Here is a 17899-nt window from a genome sequence, read left to right on the forward strand (position 1 = left end):
GGCGGCGGACGTCGAGCGACGAACCGCGAGGTCGGTGACACTGGAGGGGTGAGCGATCCGTACCAGCCGCCTCAGCCGGACGAGCCGACCCCGCCGGAGAACCCGCAGCCCGGGCAGCCGCAGCCCGGCTATCCCCCGGCGGGCTACCCGCCGCCGTACGCACCGGACCCCCCGGGCAAGGTCATGGGGATCGTCGGCTTCGTGCTCGCGTTCGTGTTCGCCCCGGCGGGCATCGTCGTGTCCGCGCTGGCGCTGTCGGACTCGAAGAAGGTCGGCTACGACAACGTCCTGGGCAAGTGGGGGCTGTGGTTGTCGATCATCTTCACGTCGATCGGCGTGCTCCTGGTGATCGGGTACCTCGTGTTCTTCATCGCCGTGTTCGGGACGATGGGCACCGAGATGACCGTGTCGTCGGGCGTCCTGTCCGGCGTCTGATCAATCAGCTTGCGTCTCTTGCGACAATGAGAGGTCGTGAGCACCGAGCCCTCCCCCGCCCCGCAGCCCGTCGGCGACCCTGGCCGCCCGACGGGCGGTAGCCGACGGCGGCGCCGCGGCCGCGGGAAGGGGCGCGGTCCCGGCGCCGGGACCGCGGGACCGACCCGTGTGAGCCGTGCCGAGCTCGACCGTGCCGCGGAGATCCGGGACGCCGTCGTCGTCCCGGAGATCACCTACCCGGAGCAGCTCCCCGTCTCGGCCCGACGCGAGGACATCGCCGCGGCGATCCGCGACCACCAGGTGGTGGTCGTCGCCGGCGAGACCGGGTCCGGCAAGACGACCCAGCTGCCCAAGATCCTGCTCGAGCTGGGCCGCGGGCGGGCCGGGCAGATCGGGCACACGCAGCCCCGACGCATCGCCGCGCGGTCCGTCGCCGAGCGGGTGGCCGAGGAGCTCGACGTCGAGCTCGGCGGTGTCGTCGGCTACCAGGTGCGGTTCACGGACACCTCGTCCGACGAGACGCTGGTCAAGGTGATGACGGACGGCATCCTGCTGGCGCAGATCCAGCGGGACCCGGAGCTGCTCGCCTACGACACGATCGTCATCGACGAGGCGCACGAGCGGTCGCTCAACATCGACTTCCTGCTCGGCTACCTGTCCCGGCTGCTGCCCCGGCGCCCGGACCTGAAGCTCGTCATCACCTCCGCGACCATCGACTCCGAGCGGTTCGCCGCGCACTTCTCCCCGGCCCACCTGGCCGAGGTCGGTGGCGCACCGCCCGCCGTCGTCGAGGCGCTGCCCGACGCCGCCCCCGTCGTCGAGGTCTCCGGCCGCACCTACCCGGTCGAGATCCGCTACCGCCCGCTGGTGCCCGACGCCGAGCAGGGCACCGGGAAGAAGAAGGCGGCCGGCGGTGACGAGAAGGACCTCGTCACCGGCATCGTCGAGGCCTGCGACGAGCTGATGCGCGAGGGGTCCGGCGACATCCTCGTGTTCCTCTCCGGCGAGCGCGAGATCCACGACGCCGCCGACGCCCTCGAGGGGCACCTGAAGGAACGCGTCCGCGACCCGAAGCGCCCCGACCACGTCGAGATCCTGCCGCTGTACTCGCGCCTGTCGTCCGCCGAGCAGCACCGTGTGTTCCAGTCCCACCCGGGCCGGCGCATCGTGCTGTCCACGAACGTCGCCGAGACGTCGCTGACGGTGCCAGGCATCCACTACGTCGTCGACCCGGGCACCGCCCGCATCTCGCGGTACTCCAAGGCCACCAAGGTCCAGCGCCTCCCGATCGAGCCGATCAGCCAGGCCTCCGCGAACCAGCGCTCCGGGCGGTCCGGGCGCGTGGCCGACGGCATCGCGATCCGCCTGTACTCGCCGGAGGACTTCGAGAACCGCCCGGAGTTCACCGAGCCCGAGATCCTGCGCACCTCGCTCGCCTCGGTCCTGCTGCAGATGATCTCGGTGGGCGTGGTCGGCTCCCCCGACGACGTCGCACGGTTCCCGTTCGTCGAGCCCCCGGACACGCGCGCCGTCCGCGACGGCGTGAACCTGCTGGCCGAGCTCGGCGCCCTCACCCTGCGCGACGGGGAGACCCGGCTCACCGACGTCGGACGCCGGCTGGCCCGGCTGCCCATGGACCCGCGGCTCGCCCGGATGGTCCTCGAGGGGTCACGGCTCGGCGTCGCCCGCGAGGTCGCCATCATCGCCGCGGCGCTGTCGATCCAGGACCCGCGGGAGCGTCCCGCCGACTCCCGCGAGCAGGCCGACCAGTCGCACGCCCGGTTCACCGACCCGACGTCGGACTTCCTCACCTATCTGAACCTGTGGGAGTACCTGCGCGAGCAGCAGCACCAGATGGGCTCCTCGGCCTTCCGCCGGCTGTGCAAGAGCGAGTACGTCAACTTCCTGCGGGTGCGCGAGTGGCAGGACGTCGTCGCCCAGCTGCGGCAGATGGCGAAACAGCTCGACGTCGACATGCGCTACCGCCCGGCCACCACCGGCCCCTCCGAGACCGACGGCGCGGCGCCGGACGCGGAGAGCTGGAAGCGGCCCTGGGACGGCGACACCATCCACCGGGCGCTGCTGTCCGGGCTGCTGTCCCAGATCGGCATGCAGGACACCGGCGAGATCAAGGCGTCCTCCGTGGCACACCTGCGGGGGGAGGCCCGGGCGCGGGCGTTGCGCCAGGCCGCCAAGCGGGCCCGGAACGAGTACCTCGGCGGACGTGGCGCCCGGTTCGCGATCTTCCCCGGTTCCCCCCTGAGCAAGAAGCCGCCGGCGTGGATCATGGCCGGCGAGCTCGTCGAGACGTCCCGGCTGTGGGCCCGCGACGTCGCGCGCATCCAGCCCGAGTGGGCCGAGGAGCTCGCCGGCGACCTGGCCAGACGCACCTACTCCGACCCGCACTGGTCGACCAAGCAGGGTGCCGCCGTGGCCGTGGAGAAGGTGCTGCTCTACGGCGTCCCGATCGTCGCGGACCGCAAGATCCTGTACGGCAAGGTCGATCCCGAGGCGGCACGGGAGATGTTCATCCGGCACGCTCTGGTCGAGGGGCAGTGGACCACGCACCACGCCTTCTTCGCCGAGAACCGTCGGCTGCTCGCCGAGGCCGAGGAGCTCGAGGCGCGGTCGCGTCGGCGCGGGCTGGTCGCCTCCGAGGACGACCTGTACGCGTTCTACGACGAACGGGTCCCCGAGTCCGTGGTCAGCGCCCGGCACTTCGACTCCTGGTGGAAGAAGGCCCGCCGCGACGACCCGGACCTGCTGACCTTCACGCTCGACCAGCTCGTCGACGCCGAGGCGGTGGACACCTCCGAGTTCCCGGAGACGTGGACCCAGGGCGAGGTCACCCTGCCGCTGACCTACCAGTTCCAGCCCGGGACCGACGCCGACGGCGTCACGGTCCACATCCCGCTGTCGATCCTCAACCGGGTCTCCCCCGACGGGTTCGACTGGATGGTGCCCGGGCTGCTCGACGAGCTGTGCACGGCCACCATCCGGTCGCTGCCCAAGGCCGTGCGCCGCGAGCTCGTGCCGGCACCCGACGTCGGCGCCGCGGTCGCCGGCTGGCTGCGGGAGAACACCCCCACCTGGGAGGACATGACCCGGGCGGGCGACATGGCCTCGCCGTTCCACGTCGAGTTCTCCCGGGCCGTGCGGGCGCTGCGCGACGTCGTGATCCCCGACGAGGTGTGGGACGCCGAGCGGGTCGAGCGGCTGCCCGCGCACCTGCGGATGACCTTCCGCGTCGAGGGCACCGCGGACACCACCGGTCCGGACGGCGACGGCCGCGCACGCGACGGCGGGCCGGCCGGGGGCGGACGACGGCGGAGGTCCGGCGGGAAGAAGCAGCGCGGACGGGGCGCCGCGCGGTCGAGCGGTCCCGTCGTGCTCGACGAGTCGAAGGACCTGCTCTCGCTGCAGAAGAAGCTCGCGCCGCAGGCGGAGGCGGCGGTGCGGTCGGCCGTGAAGGGCGCGATCGGCGTGGCGCTCGAGGAGGCGGCGCGGGCCACCTCAGGTCGCTCAGGAGCGCCCGGGGTCGAGGCGTCGGACGCGCCGCCTCGCTCACGGGCCCCGGGGAGCCCTCCGCTACGGCTGGACGGCGGCGCATCCGACACCCCGACCCCCGGCTCCGCAGGTTCGTCCGGGTCCGGGCGGTCCGACGGCGGTACCAGCGCCGGGGCTTCCGGTGCTGGGTCCGTCGTGGCGGAGCAGGCGGGGCTGACCACGTGGCCGGAGCTGCCGGGTGGTGAGCTGCCCCGGACGGTGTCCACGGATCTCGGCGGGGGCGTCGTCGTGCAGGGGTACCCCGCGCTGGTCGAGGAGCCGGGGGCGAAGGGCTCGCCCCCGTCGGTGGCGCTGCGGGTGCTGGCCGCCGCCGCGGAGCAGGACGAAGCGCACGCCCGCGGGGTGCGCCGGCTGCTGCTGTCCGAGACGGCGCTGCCGACCGGGCGCATCACCTCGCGGTGGTCCGCGAAGCAGTCGCTGACGCTGGCGGCCGCCCCGTACCGGAACACCGACGCCCTGGTCGACGACCTGCAGCTCGCCGCCGTCATCGCGCTGACCAGCGCGGACGAGGACAAAGCTCCCGGGACGCCGACCGGCGGACCCGTTGCTGTACAGATTCGTGATGCGGACTCGTACGCGAAGGCCCTCGCGTTCGTGCGCCGGCACCTGGAGGACGAGGTGCACCGGGTCGTGGGCCACGTCGTCGCCGCCCTCACCGCCTGGCGGACGGTCGAGAGCGAGGTCAAGGCGTCCTCGTCCCTCGCGCTGCTCAACACCCTCCAGGGCATCCGGGAGCACGTCGCGGGCCTGGTCCACGACGGTTTCGTCTCCGCGACCCCGCCGCGCCGCGTGCCGCATCTCGTGCGCTACCTGCGCGCTGCCTCGTACCGGCTGGAGAAGGCCGAGGCGAACCCCCACCGCGACGCCGAGCTGGCGTGGCGCGTCCAGGACGTCACCGGCGTGTACGAGAAGGCGCGCGAGGCCTACGCCGCCGGGGCCGCCGACCCGGCCCGCGCCGCCGAGCTGGCCGAGGTCCGGTGGCTGCTGGAGGAGCTGCGGGTCTCGCTGTTCGCCCAGCAGCTCGGCACCGACGGGTCGGTCAGCGAGAAGCGGATCCGCAAGGTGCTCACCCCCGGAGGCTGGTAGGCGGACCTCGTGATCAGGGTCGGACCAGGGCGTTCCCGGATGCCGGAGCGTCGTCGTCCCGCCTAGGGTCGGACCATGAGCAATCCGCAGAAGGACTCCGCAGCCAGTTCCCGCAAGCTCTACCGCCCCCGCCAGGGCCGAGTCATCGGCGGCGTGTGCGCCGGCATCGCGGACTACTTCGGGTGGGACCGGACCCTCGTCCGGGTCCTGACCGTCGCGTCCATCTTCATCCCCGGCCCGCAGGTGCTGGCGTACATCGTGTTCTGGATCCTCATGCCGGACGAGCGCAAGGCGTTCGCGGCCTGACCGGGGGCTGACCAGCGGGACGCGGTCGCCGCCCGGTCACCGGCCGCCGACCGGCCCGCGGCTCATCGCTCGGAGGTCGACAGGCCCGACGCCGCGCCGAGCCGCCCCTGCAGCGCGTCCATCCGCTCGAGCACGGGGGTGGCGTCCGCGTCCAGGGGTTCGCTCGCCACGTAGGCCGCGCGCAGCACCTCGACCTGCTCGCGGATCGCCTCGCGCACCGCGGACCGTTCCGCGGCCTCCTCGAGACGCTCGAGCAGCCGCAGCAGCGCATCGAGCGCGACCGGCGCGTCCACCCCGTAGGTCCGCAGCGCGGTCACGACCGACCGGACGAGCTCCTCCGCCGTCGGCCACGGGACGACGAGGCGCACCGTGCCGTCCGCGTCGGTCCGCCCGCGCGGCGCCGGCTCCCGGGACACGACCCGGACGAGCCCGTTGCCCAGCGCGTCCAGCGCCGAGGCGGCCGTGTACGGGTCGTTGGCACCCTGGGACAGCGCACGGACGGCCATCTCCGTGAGGTCCTGCACGGCGAAGCCGACGTCCTGGTGCGGGGTCCGGGCCGGTCCGAGGACGACCCCGGTGCGCACGGCGTCGGTCAGGCCGTCCAGGTCGCCCCGCACGCGGGCGAGCGGCTCGCCCTCGATCACGTGGTCCCCGGGGCCGACGACGAGCTCGATCCGCCCGTCGCAGGCCTTCGCGCTCCGCACCAGCCCGGCGAGATCGACGTGCTCGACGTGACCGCTCCCGTTCGCCCGCACCTGCGGCGGTCCGTCGAGCTCGGCGTCGGCCGTGACCTGGTGGTCGGCGGGGTCGGCCGGGAACACCCGGTCCACGGCCGTCTCGAGCTCGTGCCGGACCCGCTGCTCCAACGTGGTCACCTGGACGGACTGCGCGATGTGATGGATGAAGAACACCAGCACGGCGACGTTGACGACGGCCAGGACGATCGCGAGGTGGATGGCGAGGGTCGGGACGGACTCCCCGGACCCCTGCGGCTGGATGTCGCCCAGCACGACGAGGGCGTACAGGAACGTCGCGGTGAAGGTCGCCAGCACCCACTGGTTCGCGCGGTCCGCCATGAAGTTGCGCACGAGCCGCGGCCCGTACACCGAGGACGTGGTGGCCATGACCGAGATCGTGATCGAGAAGGACGTCGCGGCCACGGTCAGGACCGACCCCGCGATGGCGGTGAGGACCGCCCGCCCTCCGTCGGCGCTGAGGGAGTCCAGCAGCGTCAGGGTGATCCCGGCATCCTGCAGGGTCCGGTCGACGACGACCATCGCCCTGGCGGTCACGAGCGCGACCGCTCCGAGCACGGCGGGCAGGAACCAGAAGGACTCCCGCGCACGGGACAACCAGGCGCTGATCATGGGCTCACCGTAGCCGGGCGACGGAGTACGGTCGAAGAAGGCGACGGCGGCCCGATCCCAGGAGGACGACATGAGGATCACGCACGAGCAGGGTGACATCACCACCGCCGCGGTGGACGCGATCGTCAACGCGGCCAACTCCTCGTTGCTGGGCGGCGGCGGCGTGGACGGCGCCATCCACGCCGCCGCCGGGCCGCGGCTGCTGGAGGCCTGTCGCGAGCTGCGCCGTACGACCCTGCCCGAGGGGCTCGGGGTGGGCGACGCCGTCGTGACACCGGGGTTCGACCTGCGGGCCGACTGGGTGGTCCACACCGTCGGCCCGAACCGGCACCGGGGCGAGACCGACCCCGAGCTGCTCTCCTCCTGCTTCCGCACGTCCCTCGGACTCGCGGCGGACGCCGCGTCCCGCACGGTCGCGTTCCCGGCGATCGGCGCCGGCGTCTTCGGCTGGGACGCGGAGGACGTCGCGCGGATCGCGGTCGAGACCGTGCGGGTCTGGGACGAGGAGAACCCGGCAGCGCTCCACGAGGTGCGGTTCGTGCTGTTCAGCGCGGAGGTCCGAGCGGCCTTCGCCCGCGCCCTGGACGGATGAGCCGGGCGGACGTCGGTGGCGTGCGGCAGGCTGCGGGCATGACCACGGCTGCACGATGCTTCGGCGACGGCGACCCGCTCTACGCGGAGTACCACGACACCGAGTGGGGTCTCCCCGTGCACGGGGAGAGCGCCCTGCTCGAACGCATCGCGCTGGAGGGGTTCCAGTCGGGACTGTCGTGGCTGACGATCCTGCGCAAGCGCGAGGCGTTCCGTGAGGTCTTCCTCGGCTTCGAACCGGCAGCGGTCGCGGCCATGACGCCGGACGACGTGGAGCGGCTGATGTCGGATGCCCGCATCGTGCGCAACCGGGCCAAGATCGAGGCGACGGTCGCGAACGGCAGGGCCGTCGTCGCCCTGCACGCGGCGGGCCGGAGCCTCGACGAGCTGTTCTGGTCCTTCGCCCCGCCGCCGCGGGACGAGCGCCCCGCGACGCACGCCGAGGTCCCCGCCACGACACCGGAGTCGGTCGCCCTGGCGAAGGCCCTCAAGGCCGAGGGGTTCCGGTTCTTCGGGCCGACGACGGCGTACGCGGCCATGCAGGCGTGCGGGCTGGTCGACGACCACCTGGCCACGTGCCCCGTCGTCACCGGTCAGGGGGTCGCGTCCGGGCGATAGCGCTCGGCGTCCCCCGGTGACACCTCGTGCCCCGGGTGCCCGGCGGTCCGGCGGTCCTGCTTCATCCGTGCCTCGGCGAGGTGCCGCACACCTCCGGCGAGCTCCTCGCGGGCACGCCGCTCGTGGTCGCGGAACACCTGCCAGTACCCGTCGTCGTACTCCTCGACGATCTGGAAGGTCCAGCGGCCCGGGAGCACGTTGCGGCCGACGAGGTCGTCGGCGATCCGCCGCGCCACCTCGTCGTGCCCGGCCTCGCGGAGCTGGTCGACAGCGGCGCCGAGCGCCAGGTCCGCCTCGCCGGTGAGCTGGTGGAAGGTGTACAGGTGCCCACGGGCGCGCTCGACCGTCTCCAACGCCTCGCTCAGCGCGCCGAGCGCCTCGACCGTGGCGTCGGAGACACCGGGGGGCGTCGTGTGCTCGCCGTCGGGCAGGTCGGTGTCACTCATCGCTGCATGCTAGGCACGGCTGCCCGCTGCTCACCCCTCGGAACCCCGGCCGTCGCGCAGGGCCCGTCGCGCCGCGGACCAGGCCCCGGTCGACCACAGGGCCAGCGCCACGAGCACCGGCTGGAAGAACAGCCGGCCGAAGCGCTTGGCGTCGGTGTCCAGGCCGAAGCCGTCCCTGTGCTCGAGCCACTGCGCCACGTTGCCGGGGAAGATCACGACGAAGAAGGCCGCCGCGACGAGCCCCACCGCGACCTTCCACCGGGACAGGGCGACCAGGGACCCGCCGATGACGATCTCGACGACGCCCGAGGCCAGCACCGTGACGTCCTCGTCGACCGGGAACCATCCCGGCACCTGGGCCTGGAACTCCTCCCGGGCCACGGTGAGGTGCGCGACGCCGGCGCCGAGCAGGGCCGTGCCGAGCCAGAGTCGGGCGATCGTCCGGGGCAGCGAGGTGGGGGTCGGCCTGGTGAGCTCGGCGAGGTCCATGCCGCCGATCGTCGCACCGGCGCCGCGACGGTGCAGCGCAACGCGCGCGGACGGCTCCGACCTGGTCGAATGACGCCATGGATGAGTTCTCGCAGGACGCGGTGACCGGAGCCCCCCACGACGACCTGCGCGCCACCCCGACGGCGCACCCGTCCCAGCGCCCCCACCTGGCCGCCGTCGTCGAGGACCGCCTCTACGCCGTCGCGGGCCGCGTGCTGCGCCGCTTCGGCTGGCGTCCCCGGTTCCAGGTGTACACCGGGTACGGCTCGCCCGAACGGGTCCGGGTGCTGGCCCGGATGCTCCTGGCCCCGGCCGGCGCGTCCCGGCGCGACGAGCGACGGCCGCTGCGCCGCGGGTTCCGGCACTTCCTCACGGTGCCGGCCCCCGACAGCCCGGTCCGGGTCCGGATCGGTGGGCACGAGGTCGAGGACGTGACCGACCGGTCCGGGTACGTCGACCTCGAGCTGGACCTGCCCTCCCGGGAGCCGTTGCCGGCCGGGCTGCAGGAGGCCGAGCTGTCCAGCCTGGGGTCGCCGGACGGACCGGAGGTACCCGCCCCCGTGCTGGTCCTCGGCCCGGAGACACGGTTCGGCGTCGTCAGCGACATCGACGACACGACGCTGGTCACCGGTGTCCCCCGTCCGCTCCTGGCCACCTGGAACACGTTCGTGCGCCGGGCGGGCTCCCGCCGCGCGGTGCCCGGCATGGCGGCGCTGTACCGGGAGCTCGAGGAGACCCATCCCGCGGGCGCGTTCTTCTACGTCTCCAACGGCGCCTGGAACACGGCCGGGGCGCTGCGGGCGTTCCTCGCGCGGGAGGACTACCCCGCCGGGCCGATGCTGCTGACCGACTGGGGGCCGACGCTCACCGGGTGGTTCCGCAGCGGCCGGGAGCACAAGGCCGCCAGCCTCGACCTGCTCATGTCGTGGTTCCCGCACGTGCGCTGGCTGCTCGTCGGGGACAACGGGCAGCACGACCCGGAGATCTACGCGGAAGCCGTCGACCGGTGGCCGGACCGGATCGCCGCTGTCGCGATCCGGCAGGTCGCCGGGGCGGACCGCGCCCCGGTCACCGACCCCGCGTCCGGGACGACGGACCCGCTGGACGACGCGGCGGCCCCGACACCGGTGATCCGGGGCGAGGACGGCACCGTCCTCGCGCGGGGTCTCGGCCGGGTGCCCGGGGTGCTCCGGGACTGAGTCGCGCGGTGCCGTGCTGACTCGCCGAGCCTGGTACTGACTCGGGCCGGGATGCGGCCGGCCGGCTGCCGGTGGTCAGGCGCCGAGCTCCTGGCCGCTCATGGCGTGGATCGAGGCCATGACCTCGTCGGTGAGCTCGCGGCGGGCCTGCGCCGGCCGCATGCCGGCGGGGAGCTGCCGCTGCGGCGCGATCGGGGTCCCGAAGTCGACCTGGATCCCCCGGTACGGACGGGGCAGGCGCCGGCCGACCGGCTGGACCCGGTCGGTCCCGCGCAGCGCCACCGGCACGATCGGCGCGGGTCCGGCCAGCGCCAGCCAGGCCACACCCGTGTGCCCCTTGTGCAGCCGGCCGTCGCGGGATCGGGTCCCCTCGGGGTAGATCCCGAACGCGTCCCCGCGCTGCAGCACCAGCAGGGCGTCCTGCAGGGAGCGCTGTCCGGCACGGGGGTCCTCGCGGTCCACGGGGATGTGACCCATGGTGGTGAAGAACCAGCGGTAGACGCGCCCCTTGAGCCCCCGACCGGTCCAGTACTCGGCCTTCGCGATGAACGTGACGTGCCGCGGGGTCACCAGCGGGATGATGATCGAGTCGATGAACGACAGGTGGTTGCTCGCGAGGATGACCGGCCCGCGTCGCGGCACGTGGTGCAGCCCCGTGACCCGGGGCCGCAGGAACACGTACACCAGGAGCGACAGGATCAGCTTGAGGACGCGGTAGGTCACCGGCCTATTGTGCCCGAGCCGGTCCGGCGACCGTCCGCGTCGGCGTCTCAGCCGAGGCTGACGAGGTAGTCCTCGGCGTCGTCGTCCCAGGCCAGCTTCACGGCACCCGCCTCCTCCGCACCGCGGCAGAACTGCAGGAAGCCCCGGTAGCCGAGTGCCTTCTCGGAGAAGTCCGGACGCTGCTTGCGCAGCAGGTTCTTCAGCCCGGACAGCGGCGTGCTGTCCCCGGCCTCGCCGACGACGACCCGCAGCAGGTCGAACGCGTGGGCGCTGTCCGGCTGCGCGGGCAGCTCGACCACGGGGTCACCCGTCGACGGTCCCTCGGACAGCACGACGAAGTCTCGGTCGGCGAGGTAGCGCAGGAACTCCGTGAACGTCCGGAACCCGTAGTCGGACTCGGTGAACGTCGGCTCCTTGCGCACCAGCGTGCGCTTGAGCTGGGACGCCGTGACGGAGCCGGACGAGGAGGCCTGCAGCCCGGCGAGCGTCTGGGCGACCTTGACCTCCATGCTCGGCGGTTCGCCGGCGGGGGTGTCGTCCTCGTCGACCTCGGGCGCCAAGGAGGCCTGCGGCGCCGGTTCGGGCGCCGGCTCGGCCTTCTTGCGTCGGCTCTTCGCGCCCGATGCCGGGGCCTCGATGGCCTCGGCGGCCGTGGTCGGGGTCGTGGTCCGTCGGCCGCCACGAGCCGTCGCCCCCGTGGCGGCGCCGGACTTCCTGCCCGACGACTTCTTGCGCGCGGACTGCTCGGCCTCGTCGGGCACGTCGACGCCCTCGAGCCGGTCGTAGAAGAGGAACTCGTCGCAGGCCCCCGGCAGCAGGCGGGACGTGGACTTCTCCACGCCGACGCCGATGACGTTCTTGTCGAGCTCGCGCAGCTTGGTGACCAGCGGGGAGAAGTCCGAGTCGCCGGTGCACATGACGAACGTGGTGATGTAGTCGCGTTCGAACGCCATCTCGATCGCGTCGACGACCATCTTGATGTCGGCGGCGTTCTTGCGCGACGCCCCCATGCGCTGCGGCATCTCGATGAGCTCGACCTGGTGGCGGGTCAGCATGCGGCGGTCCTCGTCGAAGTAGGACCAGTCGGCGTACGCCCGGCGGGTCACGACCCGGCCGCGCACGGCCAGGGCGTCCGCGATCGGACCGAAGTCGAACTGCATCCCACCCAGGTGCTCCCGGGCGCCGAGCGCCAGGTTCTCGTAGTCGAGGAAGACGGCCAGGCGCTCTTCACGTTCCATGGCGCCACACTATGCCCCGCGCGAGCCGGGGGTCGCCCCGGGACGGCCGGAGCCGACGTGAGACGCTCGACGGACCGGCAGGTCCACAGCCCCAGGAGGTACCCGTGCGCGCGATCGTGTTCACCGAGCTCGGCGGACCCGAGGTCCTGCACCTCGCCGACGTCCCGGCACCGGAACCGGCCGCCGGCCAGGTCCGCGTGCGGGTCGAGGCCGCGGCCGTCAACGGCTGGGACCTCAAGACCCGCGCCGCCCGGATCCCCGGTGTTCCCCTGCCGGAGTTCCCCGCCGTGCCGGGGCTGGAGGTCGTGGGTGTCGTGGACGCCGTGGGCGACGACGTGACGGGCGTGCGGCCCGGTGACCGGGTCGTCGGGTTCGCCGACACGGGCGGGTACGCCGAGCTGGCCCTGACCTCCACGTTCGCGCTCGTCCCGGACGGCCTCGACCCCGCCCGTGCCGTCACGGTGCCCGTCTCGGCGGAGACCGCGCACCGAGTCCTGCGCGTGCTCGGGGTGACCGACGGCGAGACCCTGCTCGTGCACGGCGCGTCCGGGTCGGTGGGCGAGCTCGCCGTGCAGCTCGCCCGACGCCGGGGGGCGACGGTGATCGGCACCGCCTCGCCGGCGAACCAGGACCGCGTCGCGGCGCTCGGCGCCACGCCGACCACGTACGGGCCGGGCCTCGTCGAGCGGGTGCGGGACCTGGCACCGTCGGGCGTCGACGCGGTCCTGGACACCACCGGCGCGGGCGTCCTGCCCGACTCGATCACGCTGCGCGGCGGGACGGAGCGCATCGTCACCATCGCGGACCCGGCGGCCTCCGACCTCGGGATCACCTTCAGCTCCGGGGCCCGGCGCGACCCCGACGAGCTGGCCGAGGACGTCACCTCCCTCGCGCGGGGCGAGCTCACCACGACGCTCGGCGAGGTCCTGCGGCTCGACGACGCGGCACGCGCCCACGCGCTGGTCGAGAGCGGCCGTGGCGGGGGCAAGGTCGTCCTCACCCCCTGACACGTCTCATCATGCGACATCGCTTGTCCGCAGGCTGAACAGCGCGTAGGGTCGGACCCCGACAAGCCATCCAGAGCGGCCGAGAGTCCTGGCTCGACGACGCCGCAGCAACCCGTTCTCCGACGGAAGCCTCCCGAGGACGAAGGTGCTCAACACCAGGCCCGATGGAGTGACGCATGGTCGCCGAGGCATCCCCGCATCTCCCCGCGCCGCCGCGCCCGGAACCGTCCCGCCCGACGGTGAGCTTCGAGCTCATGCCGCCGCGGCGACCCGACGCCGCCCCGAAGTTCTGGGAGACCGCCCGTCGGCTCGTCGCCGCGCGCCCGGACTTCGTGTCGGTGACCTACGGCGCGGGCGGCGGGGACCGGGACACCGCCCGCGACGTCGTCTCCCGACTCCTCGCCGGCACGCCCGTGCTGCCGATCGCGCACCTGACCTGCGTCGGCGCCTCGCGGGAGAACGTCTCGGAGGTCGTCGACGAGTTCCTCGAGGCCGGGGTGCGATCCTTCCTCGCGCTGCGCGGCGACCCGCCGCGGGACCAGCCCGACTGGCGACCGCCCGCCGGCGGCGTCCACTCGGCCGTCGAGCTCGTGCACCTGCTGCGGGAGGTCGAGGCCCGGCGGTGCGCCACCGACCCGGCTGCCGCCGTCCGCGGCGCCGCCCGCCCGCTGACGATCGCCGTGGCCGCGTTCCCCGACGGCAACGTCCAGGCCGGCACGACCCGTGCCCAGGAGGTCCGGCGCCTGCTGGAGAAGCAGCAGGCCGGCGCGTCCTTCGCCGTCACCCAGTTCTTCTACCAGGCCGACTCCTACACCGACTTCGTCGCCGAGGCCCGCGCGGCCGGTGTGACGATCCCGATCCTCGCCGGGCTGCTGCCCACGACCGAGCCGCGCCGGCTCCGTCGCGTCGAGGAGCTCACCGGCGTCCGTGCGCCCCAGCACCTGCTGGACGCGCTGGACTCCCGGCCGGACCCGGAGGCGCAGTACGCCTACGGGACCGCGTACGGCACCGAGCTCGCCCAACGGGTGCTCGACGCCGGCGCGCCCGGTCTGCACGTGTACACGTTCAACAAGCACCGTCCCGCTCTGGACCTGCTCGAGGGTGTCCACCTCGGCGGTCCGGCGTCCGTCCCCGTCGACGACGCCGACCTGGCCGGCAGGCCGTGGGTACCGAGCATCCCGACCCCCGCACCGGCCGCGCTCTGAGGGGACGGACCGCTGCCCGGGACGCACCCGCGTCCCGGGGAGCCCCGTCGTCCCCACCACGCGTCCCGGAGCCCGCGAAAGGACTGCTCATGACCGTTCCGACCACCACCCCGTTCCCCGGCGGCACCATCCTCGGCTACCCCCGGATCGGCCGCCGCCGTGAGCTCAAGCGCGCCGTCGAGGCGTACTGGGCCGGCCGCACGGACGCCGTCGACCTCGAGGTCGCGGCCGGCACCCTGCGCCGCGAGACCGTGCAGCGGCTCGTCGCGCTCGGTCTCGACCCCGAGGACGGCTCCGTCCCGGGTTCGTTCTCGTACTACGACCAGGTGCTCGACGTCGTCGCCCTGCTCGGCGCCGTCCCGGCCCGGTTCCGGGACCTCCTGGACGCCGACGACGGCTCCCTCGACCTCGACGGCTACTTCACCGTCGCCCGCGGACGCGGCGAGGACGCCCCGCTGGAGATGACCAAGTGGTTCGACACGAACTACCACTACCTGGTCCCCGAGATCAGCGAGACGACACCGATCTCCTTCGCCGACCACCGCGTCGTGCGCGAGTACGCCGAGGCGAAGGAGGCCGGGGTCACCACGCGGCCGGTGCTCGTGGGACCCGTGACCTTCCTGGCGCTGTCGAAGGCGGCCGACGACGCGGGCGACGGGTTCCACCCGCTCGACCGGCTCGACGACGTCGTCGCGGCGTACGCCGAGCTGCTGCGGGCCCTCGCCGCCGTCGGCGTCCCGTGGGTGCAGCTCGACGAGCCCGTGCTGGTGACGGACTCGGTGGACGCCGACCCGGAGCGGGTCGACGCCGCGATCGCCCGGGCCTACCGGGAGCTGGCGACCGGTCTGGCACCCGCGTCGGCGGACGACGCGCTGGACACCGTGCCCGAGCGACCGCGCCTCCTCGTGGCCGCGCCGTTCGGCGGGCTGGCCGCCCCGGGCGCCGACGGCCGACCGGCCCGGGACGGGCTCGCGCTGCTGGCCGGGACGGACGTCGACGCCATCGCGATCGACCTGGTCCAGGGTGCGGTGCCGAGGGGCTCCGCCCCCGACGGCTCGGTCCCGGGCCTGGGCACGAAGACGCTGGTGGCCGGTGTCGTCGACGGGCACAACGTCTGGCGCACCGACCTCGCTGCGCGACGGGGCACGCTCGAGGCGTTGCGCGGGCTCGGCGCCCGGTCGTTGGCCGTCGGCACGTCGACGTCCCTGCTGCACGTGCCGCACGACGTCGACGACGAGACCTGGTCCGGCCCCGCCGCCGAGCGGGCCGGGCGGACCGAGGCGCTGCGCCGCTGGCTGGCGTTCGCCGACCAGAAGGTCGGCGAGGTGACGACGCTCGCCCGGGCCCTGACCGACGGGCCGGACGCGGTGCGCGCCGAGCTCGAGGAGGCGAGCGCCGCGCTGGCCGACCGGGCCGCCGCGACCGGCGTCGTCGTCCCCGCCGTCCGGGAGCGGCTCGCCGCGCTGTCCGCGACGGACTTCGCCCGGGGTGATCACGCGGGACGCGTCGCCGCCCAGCGCGAGAGCCTCGACCTGCCGCCGCTGCCGACGACGACGATCGGTTCGTTCCCGCAGACGGCCGAGATCCGCCGCACGCGGTCGGCGTGGGCGAAGGGCGAGCTGGCCGACGACGCGTACCGCGCCGCGATGCGGGACGAGATCGCCCGGGTGATCGCGCTGCAGGAGGACATCGGCCTGGACGTGCTGGTGCACGGTGAGCCGGAGCGCAACGACATGGTCCAGTACTTCGCCGAGCTGCTGGACGGGTTCGCGACGACGGACCTCGGCTGGGTGCAGTCGTACGGGTCGCGGTGCGTGCGCCCGCCGATCCTGTGGGGCGACGTCACGCGGCCCGCCCCGATGACGGTGGAGTGGACCCGCTACGCCCAGTCGCTCACCGCGCGCCCGGTCAAGGGCATGCTCACCGGACCGGTGACGATCCTGGCCTGGTCCTTCGTCCGCGACGACCAGCCGCTCGGCGACACCGCCCGCCAGGTGGCGCTCGCCCTGCGCGACGAGGTGACCGACCTCGAGGCCGCGGGCACCGCCGTCGTCCAGGTGGACGAGCCGGCGCTGCGCGAGCTGCTGCCGTTGCGGCGGACCGACCAGCCGGCCTACCTCGACTGGTCGGTGGGGGCGTTCCGTCTGGCGACGGCGGGTGCCGCGTCGTCGACCCAGGTGCACACGCACCTGTGCTACTCGGAGTTCGGCGAGATCATCGGCGCGATCGACGGGCTCGACGCCGACGTGACCTCGATCGAGGCGGCCCGGTCGCGGATGGAGGTCGTCCCCGAGCTGCACGAGGCCGGGTACGCGCGCGGGGTCGGCCCCGGCGTCTACGACATCCACTCCCCGCGGGTGCCGTCGACCACCGAGGTCACCGAGCTGCTGGGGCTGGCGACGTCGGCGATCGACCCGGGCCTGGTCTGGGTGAACCCGGACTGCGGCCTCAAGACCCGCGGGTACGCGGAGGTGGAGCCGTCGCTGCGGCACCTCGTGGAAGCCGCGCGGACGGTGCGGGCCGGCCTCTGATCGCACCGGGGTTCCGCCGGACGGTCGCACGGTCGAATGACCTGGACGCGGCCGGGATGCTGTGCCAGCATCGGTCCCGGCCCGCCGACCGGTGGGCCGGGACCGGAGTCGAGGAGCGAGTGATGCAGCGCGTCACGGGGAGCGGGGTGGCCGTGCAGGCCTGCTCGGCCGACGCCACCCACCGGGTCCCTCGCCGCTGACCGCCCGGTCGGCGTGAGGGCCCGGCGTCAGCCTGCCCACTCCCCCGCCGACCGAAGGCACCCCATGACTCCCCTCACCGAGCAGCAGCTCCGTGCTGCCCTCGTCAACGCCACCCGCAGCGAACGCCAGCGTATGCTCCCCCCGGACCTCGACGCCCAGCGGTGGGACCGCCTCGAGTTCCTCGGCTGGCGCGACCGCAAGCAGCCCCTGGCCGCCTATGTCGTGGCCGAGATCGACGGCGCGCCGACCGGCATCATCCTGCGCGCCCCCGAGACCAGCGCCCGGCGCTCGGCGATGTGCGCCTGGTGCGAGCACGCCGGCGACCCCGGCGACGTCGCTCTGTTCGTCGCCCGACGGGGCGGGGCGTCCGGACGGAAGGGCAACACCATCGGCACGCTGATCTGCACGGACTTCCGGTGCTCACGCAACGCGCGGCGTCGGCCGACCCTGGCCGAGGCGGGGTCCGACGACGACGCGGCCCGCGCCGCCGTCGTCGAGCGGCGCGTCGCGGGCCTGGGCTCGCGCGTGACCGCGTTCGTCGAGCAGGTCCGCAGCACCGCCTGACCCGCTCACGGCTGTGGGCATGAGATCCGCAGTCCCGGACCGCTCCGGTCTGCAGATCTCATGCCCACAGCCGAGGTGGTGCGCTCCTGTTCAGCGCTCGCTGCCGCCGATCATCGGCAGGCCGAACGCCAGCCCGACCGCGACGATCCCACCGGTGAAGACGAACGGGGCGAGCGAGGGGTCGGCCGTGGCGCCGACGCCGATGAGGACGAGCCCCGCGACGAACAGCACGAAGGACACGATGACGCGCCCGAGCATCGCCCCGGGGGCGTCGTTCTGCGGGGCTCGGTTGACCTGGAAGTCGCTCATGGGACCAGCCTAGCCCG

16 protein-coding genes and 1 riboswitch are annotated in these 17899 nt (G+C 73.8%); of the genes, 10 read left to right on the forward strand and 6 right to left on the reverse strand.

Translation table 11 applies throughout. The features are described from left to right. Window positions 1-48: 48 nt before the first annotated feature. The 3 genes from Q6350_RS03955 (at window position 49) to Q6350_RS03965 (ending at window position 5394) form a co-directional block, all read left to right on the forward strand. Window positions 49-435, forward strand: coding sequence for a hypothetical protein (locus tag Q6350_RS03955; RefSeq protein WP_305065362.1), 387 nt, complete (start codon window positions 49-51; stop codon window positions 433-435). A gap of 36 nt (window positions 436-471) precedes the next feature. Continuing rightward, window positions 472-5088 carry an ATP-dependent RNA helicase HrpA gene (gene hrpA, locus Q6350_RS03960; protein WP_305065364.1) on the forward strand — a complete coding sequence of 1539 codons (4617 nt, stop codon included), beginning with the start codon at window positions 472-474 and terminating at the stop codon, window positions 5086-5088. Between the two features lie 75 nt (window positions 5089-5163). Further along, the gene (locus tag Q6350_RS03965) at window positions 5164-5394 is read left to right on the forward strand and encodes a PspC domain-containing protein (RefSeq protein WP_171246750.1); all 231 of its coding nucleotides are present in this window, start codon (window positions 5164-5166) and stop codon (window positions 5392-5394) included. Between the two features lie 62 nt (window positions 5395-5456). On the opposite strand, the gene Q6350_RS03970 is transcribed toward Q6350_RS03965, so the two are convergent. After that, on the reverse strand, window positions 5457-6761 hold the full coding sequence (locus Q6350_RS03970) for a DUF2254 domain-containing protein (RefSeq protein WP_304606472.1): 1305 nt from the start codon (window positions 6759-6761) through the stop codon (window positions 5457-5459). Window positions 6762-6831: 70 nt separating this feature from the next. Between Q6350_RS03970 and Q6350_RS03975 the strand changes: the two genes are divergently transcribed. After that, complete coding sequence (locus Q6350_RS03975; RefSeq protein WP_171246739.1) at window positions 6832-7353, forward strand: O-acetyl-ADP-ribose deacetylase; 522 nt, start codon at window positions 6832-6834, stop codon at window positions 7351-7353. A gap of 38 nt (window positions 7354-7391) precedes the next feature. Then, window positions 7392-7970, forward strand: a complete 579-nt coding sequence (locus Q6350_RS03980) for a DNA-3-methyladenine glycosylase I (protein WP_304602928.1) — start codon at window positions 7392-7394, stop codon at window positions 7968-7970. Here the strand turns inward: Q6350_RS03980 and Q6350_RS03985 are convergent. Further along, a complete protein-coding gene (locus Q6350_RS03985) occupies window positions 7946-8416 on the reverse strand; it encodes a hypothetical protein (RefSeq protein WP_304602929.1) in 471 nt (156 codons plus the stop codon). The two genes, Q6350_RS03980 and Q6350_RS03985, sit on opposite strands and share 25 nt — an antisense overlap. Window positions 8417-8446: 30 nt before the next feature. Next, window positions 8447-8905, reverse strand: coding sequence for a hypothetical protein (locus Q6350_RS03990; RefSeq protein WP_304602930.1), 459 nt, complete (start codon window positions 8903-8905; stop codon window positions 8447-8449). A 77-nt stretch (window positions 8906-8982) separates the two neighbouring features. On the opposite strand from Q6350_RS03990, the gene Q6350_RS03995 reads away from it, so the two are divergent. Next, on the forward strand, window positions 8983-10104 hold the full coding sequence (locus Q6350_RS03995; RefSeq protein ID WP_304606471.1) for an App1 family protein: 1122 nt from the start codon (window positions 8983-8985) through the stop codon (window positions 10102-10104). A gap of 75 nt (window positions 10105-10179) precedes the next feature. On the opposite strand, the gene Q6350_RS04000 is transcribed toward Q6350_RS03995, so the two are convergent. Both Q6350_RS04000 and Q6350_RS04005 read right to left on the reverse strand, forming a co-directional pair. After that, window positions 10180-10827, reverse strand: a complete 648-nt coding sequence (locus Q6350_RS04000; protein ID WP_304602932.1) for a 1-acyl-sn-glycerol-3-phosphate acyltransferase — start codon at window positions 10825-10827, stop codon at window positions 10180-10182. Window positions 10828-10874: 47 nt separating this feature from the next. After that, on the reverse strand, window positions 10875-12065 hold the full coding sequence (locus Q6350_RS04005) for an NYN domain-containing protein (RefSeq protein WP_304606470.1): 1191 nt from the start codon (window positions 12063-12065) through the stop codon (window positions 10875-10877). Between the two features lie 104 nt (window positions 12066-12169). On the opposite strand from Q6350_RS04005, the gene Q6350_RS04010 reads away from it, so the two are divergent. The 4 genes from Q6350_RS04010 (at window position 12170) to Q6350_RS04025 (ending at window position 17573) form a co-directional block, all read left to right on the forward strand. Further along, window positions 12170-13072: an NADP-dependent oxidoreductase gene (locus tag Q6350_RS04010; protein WP_305065370.1), complete on the forward strand. Its 903-nt coding sequence runs from the start codon at window positions 12170-12172 to the stop codon at window positions 13070-13072. Between the two features lie 63 nt (window positions 13073-13135). Beyond that, window positions 13136-13243: riboswitch (SAM riboswitch) on the forward strand. Between the two features lie 68 nt (window positions 13244-13311). Beyond that, on the forward strand, window positions 13312-14277 hold the full coding sequence (locus Q6350_RS04015; RefSeq protein ID WP_370375359.1) for a methylenetetrahydrofolate reductase: 966 nt from the start codon (window positions 13312-13314) through the stop codon (window positions 14275-14277). A gap of 89 nt (window positions 14278-14366) precedes the next feature. Next, window positions 14367-16808, forward strand: a complete 2442-nt coding sequence (gene metE, locus Q6350_RS04020; protein WP_305065373.1) for a 5-methyltetrahydropteroyltriglutamate--homocysteine S-methyltransferase — start codon at window positions 14367-14369, stop codon at window positions 16806-16808. 264 nt (window positions 16809-17072) lie between these two features. Continuing rightward, a complete protein-coding gene (locus Q6350_RS04025; protein ID WP_304602937.1) occupies window positions 17073-17573 on the forward strand; it encodes an FBP domain-containing protein in 501 nt (166 codons plus the stop codon). A gap of 90 nt (window positions 17574-17663) precedes the next feature. Here Q6350_RS04025 and Q6350_RS04030 read toward each other — a convergent pair whose 3' ends face one another. Next, window positions 17664-17882 (reverse strand): hypothetical protein, encoded by a 219-nt coding sequence (locus Q6350_RS04030; RefSeq protein ID WP_171246728.1) that lies wholly within the window; start codon window positions 17880-17882, stop codon window positions 17664-17666. Between the last annotated feature and the right edge of the window lie 17 nt (window positions 17883-17899).

The sequence above is a fragment of the Isoptericola sp. b515 genome (assembly GCF_030588125.1).
Lineage (GTDB): Bacteria > Actinomycetota > Actinomycetes > Actinomycetales > Cellulomonadaceae > Isoptericola > Isoptericola sediminis.